This is a genomic window from Parageobacillus sp. NEAU-HV-2, assembly GCF_059115485.1.
Window position 1 is genome coordinate 47,889 of sequence record NZ_JBXUJJ010000015.1, and the last position, 6,481, is coordinate 54,369.

Consider the following 6,481-nt stretch of genomic DNA (forward strand, 5'->3'; position numbering starts at 1 on the left):
ATGAAATTATTGTTCATTGGTTTTTTCGCTTATTTTAATTTTTGCATTTTCTTTTGGCAGTTCCCATTTCACATTTTGTGGTCCATTCCATTTTATCTTTACTTCATGTTCACCGAGGTCTAAACCGCTAACATCAATATATAATTCCACGTCATCTTCTGTAATATCGTTTAAGATGTTAGGCGCTCCATGAAGCCGAACATCCATTGTTTGCTCTTTTGGGTCTATAAATTCCACTGTATATTGTTCTCCTAATCCTAACACATGAATCGGCACGCCTTTGAGCGTTTTTGATTCTTCTTTTTGCACATCGATATGGACTTTTACTTTAGATGGATCAACGCTTTTGACTCCTTCCGGCAGTGGAACATCCATTTCCAACGTCGTATCTTCAGTAATTTCATCTAAACGAATCGTAATCCCATCGATGGATTCAATAGAATCAATTTTTTCTTTAGGACCGAAGATCGTCACTTCATTTGGAACTGTTTCTATTTTTACAATGTTTACTCCTTCCGGCAACGTTCCTACCCGGTTGATTTTTAGGGAAACGGTTTTGCTTGGACTTCTTATCGGAACGGTCACTTCGACAATCGAAGGATGCACACTGATATTTAACACCCTGCCGTTATGATCATAAACGATTACTTTCGATTTTTGGGTTATCGTGTCAGTGGCGCCTTCTAAATTTACTTTCGCTGTTACCGATGAGATGCTATCAATTAATTCTTTGGCACCCGTGATCATAACCGAGTTAGGCTTGACAATCGGCTGTTCCACAGAATAGCCTTTTAGCACTTGATTCTTATTCATAAATTCAACCCCGACAGGAAAATTTTTTGTTACTTTTTCCCGAATGGTTACTTTTGCTGTCGAGGGCTGAATGTTTACCTTTAGTTTGTCGGATATGTCTTTATATTTAATCGGAACAGTATATGTTCCTAACGGCAAATCCGTTAAATCCATATATACTTCGAAATTCCGCTGCAAAGCGGTTGGTTTTACAATGCTTGCCGGCCCTTGCAACGTCACGTTCACGTATTTCGGAACGCCGGAAACGATTAGATTTTCCTCGTCGTAGTAAACGACGACGGGGACATTCATCAGCGTTTCTATATCCTCTTGTCCAATCGCATTGCGGAAAATCCCTCCAGACTTTGTTCCTTTTTCAATATTGACTGACATATAAAGCATGATGGCTAGCAGTAAAGAAAACACTTTAATAAACCAATGGTTGTTCATCAACTTATCCATGTTTCTTCCCCCTCCATTGCCAACGGGATGAGGAAGTCGCTTTTGTTGCCGGCACTAATTCTTTTGTAAGCAACTCCCGAAACTGCTCCGGAGTTAAATCCCGATGTAACTCCCCGTTTTTTGTGATCGATACCGCACCGGTTTCTTCCGATACCACAACTGTTATGCTATCAGTTACCTCACTAATTCCCAGTGCAGCACGGTGACGAGTCCCTAATTCTTTTGAAATAAATGGGCTTTCCGAAAGCGGCAAATAACAGGCCGCAGCGGCAACATGATTTTTTTGAATAATAACAGCTCCGTCATGCAAAGGAGTATTCGGAATGAAAATATTAATTAATAGTTCTGACGAAACACGAGCGTTCAAAATAATTCCCGTTTCGATATAATCTCCCATTCCTGTTTCCCGTTCTACAGAAATTAACGCACCGATTCGCCGTTTCGCCATATATTCCGCAGCTTTAATAATCGCCTCAACCATCTTTACTTGTTCTTCATCTTCGTTTGTGCTGCTTCGTGCAAATAGTTTTCCGCGCCCCAGCTGCTCAAGAGCACGCCTGAATTCCGGCTGAAAGATAATAATAATAGCGAGAAACCCCCATGTAATCGCCTGACCCGTTAGCCACTGCAGCGTGCTAAGGCCAAGAAAGTTACTAACGATTCGCACTAGTATAATCAGAATAATTCCCTTTAAAAGCTGGACTGCTTTCGTCCCGCGAATCATCATAATTAATTTATAGATCACGTACCAAACAACGAGAATATCGACAATTTTCACTAAATAATCTACAACAGGGAGTTCTCCGAAAGGCATCTTCACACTTCCTTTATCACTAATTCCAACATCATGTTTATGGAAACAGCTCTTTTATTATAACATATCATTGAAAAAAGCCATCCGAAAGATGGCCTATACTATTTGAACGTTTCCATTGCATCTTTGATCCGTTCCTTAATATTATACCAGATCCATTCAAATACTTGATTAATTTCTTCAATTTCCCCTGTTACTTGCCCTGCGGAAGCTAAATATTTTTCTCCGTGAATCACGGTAACATTGCCTTCCACTTTCCCTTCTATCCTAATAGAACCGTTGCGGACAACGATATCCCCTTTCACCGTTTCCCCTTTTGGAACAATGACGGTATGATCGCGAATAATCACATTTTCGTGTGTGGAAACCGAGAATTGTTCCTCTCCATTCCATGCAGTAAACAGACTTCCGGTAGTTAAAAGAATAAATAGTGATGCGGCAGTAAGAAACGGGTGGCGTTGCATCCATCTTTGCACTCGAATCCTCTTCTTTTCCCTCGGTAAATTCGCCATCACTCGCGTCGTAAAATCAGGCGACGAAGGGACATGAGATGCATACTGAATAAAGGCCACCGTTTTCGTTAACCCATGGAAATGAGCGGCACATGCCGGGCATTCCTGTAAATGCTCTTTTAATCGTTTTTCATCACCTGGACCTATATCACCATCTAAATAATCATGCATAAGCTTTACAATATGCTCTGGACACTTCATGTTTTTTCACCCTCTTACAGATGACCCAAATGCTTTCGTAATGCTTCCCTGCCGCGATAAAGCCGTGTTTTCACCGTGCCGATCGGCAGATCTAAAATCTCGCTAATTTCTTGTAATGATAAATCTTCTATATACTTTAGCACGATCACGCTGCGATATTTTTCCGGCAGCTTTCCGATCGCCTCCTGCACCGTCTCCCGCAGCTCCAGGCTTTCTACTGTTTCCTCGGGGGAAGCTTCGTGAGAAGAAAGCTGGGCATACATCGTAAGCCCATCGGTGCCGCTGACTTCCTCATCCAAATACGCATCTGGCTTCTTCTTCCTGATTTTATCAATCGTTAAGTTCGTTGCAATGCGGTAAAGCCATGTCGAAAATTTCATCTTCGGATTATACGTATCAATATGAACATAGGCGCGGATGAATGCCTCTTGTGCTGCATCTTCCGCCTCATGGCGGTTTCCCAGCATCCGATAGCATAGACGATATATTTTATCTTTATAAAGGTCAACAATATCGGCATAGGCATTTTGGTCGCCTTTTTTTATCGCTTTAATCCGTTTCTTCACAAATATATCCATAATAATACAATACCCCCGCCCCTGCGGCTACAGTATACTACGGTTCTTCTCTAATAAAAGTTTCATGAAAACATATAATTTATTTTATCATAATCGAGCGAGAAGAGCTCTACTTAAACCAAAGGAAGTGGGAGAGATGGTCAACGTATACAACAGAAAAAACAGCAGATTTTGCGGAATCTGCTGTTTCTATTCCATTACACTAACTTTTCGCCAAAAAGAGAACCCATCAATCCTACGGCGACAGAAGCAGTCTTATTGCGCTCATCTAAAATAGGATTTACCTCGACAAACTCTGCCGATGTAATTAACTGCGCCTCGGCAAGCATTTCCATTGCCAAATGGCTTTCCCGATAAGTAAGACCGCCAATCACTGGAGTGCCTACCCCTGGTGCATCATGAGGATCCAATCCGTCTAAATCAAGTGATAAATGCACCCCGTCTGTCCGCCCTTTCAAATAAGCAATTGTTTCTTCCATCACCGTGGTCATTCCGAGACGATCTACTTCATGCATCGTATATATTTTAATCCCTTTTTCGCGAATGAATCGTTTTTCGCCTTCATCAAGGGAACGAATACCGATCAGAACGATATTTTCCGGCTTAACTTTTGGGCTGTAACCGCCAATATTCGTTAATGCTGGATGTCCTAGTCCGAGACTTGCAGCCAGCGGCATTCCATGAATATTTCCAGACGGCGACGTTTCGGCGGTATTCAAATCACCATGCGCGTCATACCAAATCACGCCTAAATTTTTATAATGTTTGGCAACACCGGCTAATGTACCAATGGCAATGCTGTGATCGCCACCCAAAACGAGAGGAAATCTTCCCCTTTTGATCACATCATCCACAGCCGCGGCCAATTTTTCATTCGCTTCCGCAACCGCTTTCAAATTTCGCAAGTTAAGACGAAGCCCTTCATCATCAGGCCGTTCAGCTCTTCCTATCGAAATATCTCCCAAATCTTCAATATCATAATGAAGGCGCTCCAAACGCTCAACGACCCCCGCATAGCGCATGGCACTCGGCCCCATATCGACGCCGCGACGCGTCTGTCCTAAATCCATCGGCACACCAATGATCGATATTTTCTTCATGCTGCCTCCCCTTTCCCGTTATACTACGTTATTATTGTAGATGAAAACGCCGTCATGACTCAACTCGACAATTTTTTGAATATTTATTCTTATTTCACGGGCATAGGGAAAAATAAAAAGCATCCCATTCGTGTTTTTCGAAATGGGATGCTTTAATGGAGCCTATCGGGATCGAACCGATGACCTCCTGCGTGCAAAGCAGGCGCTCTCCCAGCTGAGCTAAGGCCCCGTATAATGGTATAAAAAGCGGAAGACGGGACTCGAACCCGCGACCCCCACCTTGGCAAGGTGGTGTTCTACCACTGAACTACTTCCGCACATCGATGAGCCATGGAGGACTCGAACCTCCGACCCTCTGATTAAAAGTCAGATGCTCTACCTACTGAGCTAATGGCTCGTACAGTAAATGAAGACACTAGTTGTTTTCGTTGTCTCTTCCTCTGCCAGCTATCTCAAGGAAGCTAGATGCGTCGAGACAACTCGAAGATTATTCGATGAAGTTTAGGCTCGTTGCTCTACCTGCTGAGCTAATGGCTCATATAGAAAATCAAGACACTCATCGTTTGTCGTTGTCCCTTCCTCTGCCAGCTTATTCAACGATGTTGGATGCGTCGGGACAACTCGTAGCGGATTCATAGATGTTTAAGCTCGTTGCTCTACCCACCGAGCTAATGGCTCAATATGGATAAAATGGCTGGGCTAGCTGGATTCGAACCAGCGCATCACGGAGTCAAAGTCCGTTGCCTTACCGCTTGGCTATAGCCCAACGATATTCAAACACTGTCAGCTGAAACATATTATTTCACAATATCCAAACATTATACTTGATTGAATGGCCGTTTTTTATGTATATGGAGGGGGACGGATTCGAACCGCCGAACCCAAAGGGAGCGGATTTACAGTCCGCCGCGTTTAGCCACTTCGCTACCCCTCCGTATTATGATGCCGGCTGCAGGACTTGAACCCGCAACCTACTGATTACAAGTCAGTTGCTCTACCAATTGAGCTAAGCCGGCATAAGAAATGTGTCTATACTCAAATTATTTCCGTTGCCTCTTCCTCTGCTAGCCAATTCAAAGGTGCCAAATGCGTCGAGGCAACTCGTAGCTTATTCGATGAAGCTTAGGCTCGTCTCTACTAATTGAGCTAATCCAGCATAAGAAGTATCGACATATACGCTTAGTTTTTTGTGTCCCTTCCTCTTCTAGCTTATTCAATGATGTTAGATGCGTCGGGACAACTCGGAGCAAATTCATTGAAGTTTAAGCTCGTCTCTACCAATTGAGCTAAGCCGACAAATAAAATGTTAAACATGGTGGAGGATGACGGGATCGAACCGCCGACCCCTTGCTTGTAAGGCAAGTGCTCTCCCAGCTGAGCTAATCCTCCAGTAAACAAAAAGAAAGTGACCCGTACGGGATTCGAACCCGTGTTACCGCCGTGAAAGGGCGGTGTCTTAACCACTTGACCAACGGGCCAAAAAGGAAAACATCAAAGCTTCCAACCGGGCTTGAACCGGTGACCTCTTCCTTACCATGGAAGTGCTCTACCAACTGAGCTATGGAAGCATGATGGCTCCGCAGGCAGGATTCGAACCTGCGACCAATCGGTTAACAGCCGATTGCTCTACCACTGAGCTACTGCGGAATATTGAACTTGCCTAGCGACGACCTACTCTTGCAGGGGCGCTGGCCCCAACTACCATCGGCGCTGGAGAGCTTAACTTCCGTGTTCGGGATGGGAACGGGTGTTTCCTCTCCGCCATTGTCACTAGGCAAGTTGTTCAATTGACATAAATAATTATATTCATCTAATCGATTTTGTCAAGAAGGAGTTCATTCCTTCAAAACTAGATAACCATCTGTTTGGAAGAAGCCAGTCGCCTGCGCTTTTCATGGTTAAGTCCTCGATCGATTAGTATCCGTCAGCTGCACGTGTCGCCACGCTTCCACCTCGGACCTATCGACCTCGTCATCTTCGAGGGATCTTACTCGCTTACGCGATGGGAAATCTCATCTTGAG

6 protein-coding genes, 10 tRNA genes and 2 rRNA genes are annotated in these 6,481 nt (G+C 43.9%); all 18 read right to left on the minus strand.

The annotated features are described in order from the left end of the window. Window positions 1–6 precede the first annotated feature (6 nt). The gene (locus tag AC1WMD_RS17110) at window positions 7–1,254 is read right to left on the minus strand and encodes a CdaR family protein (protein WP_043903353.1); all 1,248 of its coding nucleotides are present in this window, start codon (window positions 1,252–1,254) and stop codon (window positions 7–9) included. Further along, entirely contained in the window at window positions 1,247–2,068 is an 822-nt protein-coding gene (gene cdaA / locus AC1WMD_RS17115; protein WP_043903352.1) for a diadenylate cyclase CdaA, read from the minus strand. The genes AC1WMD_RS17110 and cdaA overlap by 8 nt, the downstream gene beginning before the upstream one ends. A 101-nt stretch (window positions 2,069–2,169) precedes the next feature. Then, window positions 2,170–2,781: an anti-sigma-W factor RsiW gene (rsiW, locus tag AC1WMD_RS17120; protein WP_494258072.1), complete on the minus strand. Its 612-nt coding sequence runs from the start codon at window positions 2,779–2,781 to the stop codon at window positions 2,170–2,172. 14 nt (window positions 2,782–2,795) lie between these two features. Continuing rightward, a complete protein-coding gene (gene sigW, locus AC1WMD_RS17125) occupies window positions 2,796–3,359 on the minus strand; it encodes an RNA polymerase sigma factor SigW (RefSeq protein WP_043903350.1) in 564 nt (187 codons plus the stop codon). A gap of 197 nt (window positions 3,360–3,556) precedes the next feature. Beyond that, a complete protein-coding gene (gene rocF / locus AC1WMD_RS17130; RefSeq protein ID WP_043903349.1) occupies window positions 3,557–4,459 on the minus strand; it encodes an arginase in 903 nt (300 codons plus the stop codon). 156 nt (window positions 4,460–4,615) lie between these two features. Further along, window positions 4,616–4,688, minus strand: a tRNA-Ala gene (locus AC1WMD_RS17135). A gap of 16 nt (window positions 4,689–4,704) precedes the next feature. After that, window positions 4,705–4,776 (minus strand) — tRNA-Gly (locus AC1WMD_RS17140). 7 nt (window positions 4,777–4,783) lie between these two features. Then, window positions 4,784–4,856: transfer RNA gene (locus AC1WMD_RS17145), tRNA-Lys, on the minus strand. 104 nt (window positions 4,857–4,960) lie between these two features. Then, complete coding sequence (locus AC1WMD_RS17150; protein ID WP_260676098.1) at window positions 4,961–5,095, minus strand: hypothetical protein; 135 nt, start codon at window positions 5,093–5,095, stop codon at window positions 4,961–4,963. 55 nt (window positions 5,096–5,150) lie between these two features. Further along, window positions 5,151–5,225, minus strand: a tRNA-Gln gene (locus tag AC1WMD_RS17155). An 86-nt stretch (window positions 5,226–5,311) separates the two neighbouring features. After that, window positions 5,312–5,393, minus strand: a tRNA-Tyr gene (locus tag AC1WMD_RS17160). A gap of 9 nt (window positions 5,394–5,402) precedes the next feature. After that, window positions 5,403–5,475, minus strand: a tRNA-Thr gene (locus tag AC1WMD_RS17165). A gap of 297 nt (window positions 5,476–5,772) precedes the next feature. Then, window positions 5,773–5,848, minus strand: a tRNA-Val gene (locus tag AC1WMD_RS17170). A 17-nt stretch (window positions 5,849–5,865) separates the two neighbouring features. Beyond that, window positions 5,866–5,937: transfer RNA gene (locus AC1WMD_RS17175), tRNA-Glu, on the minus strand. A gap of 17 nt (window positions 5,938–5,954) precedes the next feature. Further along, window positions 5,955–6,027 (minus strand) — tRNA-Thr (locus AC1WMD_RS17180). A 4-nt stretch (window positions 6,028–6,031) separates the two neighbouring features. After that, window positions 6,032–6,106: transfer RNA gene (locus AC1WMD_RS17185), tRNA-Asn, on the minus strand. A gap of 11 nt (window positions 6,107–6,117) precedes the next feature. Then, window positions 6,118–6,234: ribosomal RNA gene (gene rrf / locus AC1WMD_RS17190) — 5S ribosomal RNA — on the minus strand. A gap of 119 nt (window positions 6,235–6,353) precedes the next feature. Then, window positions 6,354–6,481 (minus strand): 23S ribosomal RNA (locus tag AC1WMD_RS17195); the annotation flags it as partial.

Excerpts from the sequence above, each read along its gene's own strand:
- AC1WMD_RS17110 (WP_043903353.1), bottom strand. The coding sequence starts at position 1,254 with ATGGATAAGTTGATGAACAACCATTGGTTTATTAAAGTGTTTTCTTTA.
- cdaA (WP_043903352.1), bottom strand. The coding sequence starts at position 2,068 with ATGCCTTTCGGAGAACTCCCTGTTGTAGATTATTTAGTGAAAATTGTC.
- rsiW (WP_494258072.1), bottom strand. The coding sequence starts at position 2,781 with ATGAAGTGTCCAGAGCATATTGTAAAGCTTATGCATGATTATTTAGAT.
- sigW (WP_043903350.1), bottom strand. The coding sequence starts at position 3,359 with ATGGATATATTTGTGAAGAAACGGATTAAAGCGATAAAAAAAGGCGAC.
- rocF (WP_043903349.1), bottom strand. The coding sequence starts at position 4,459 with ATGAAGAAAATATCGATCATTGGTGTGCCGATGGATTTAGGACAGACG.
- AC1WMD_RS17150 (WP_260676098.1), bottom strand. The coding sequence starts at position 5,095 with ATGAATCCGCTACGAGTTGTCCCGACGCATCCAACATCGTTGAATAAG.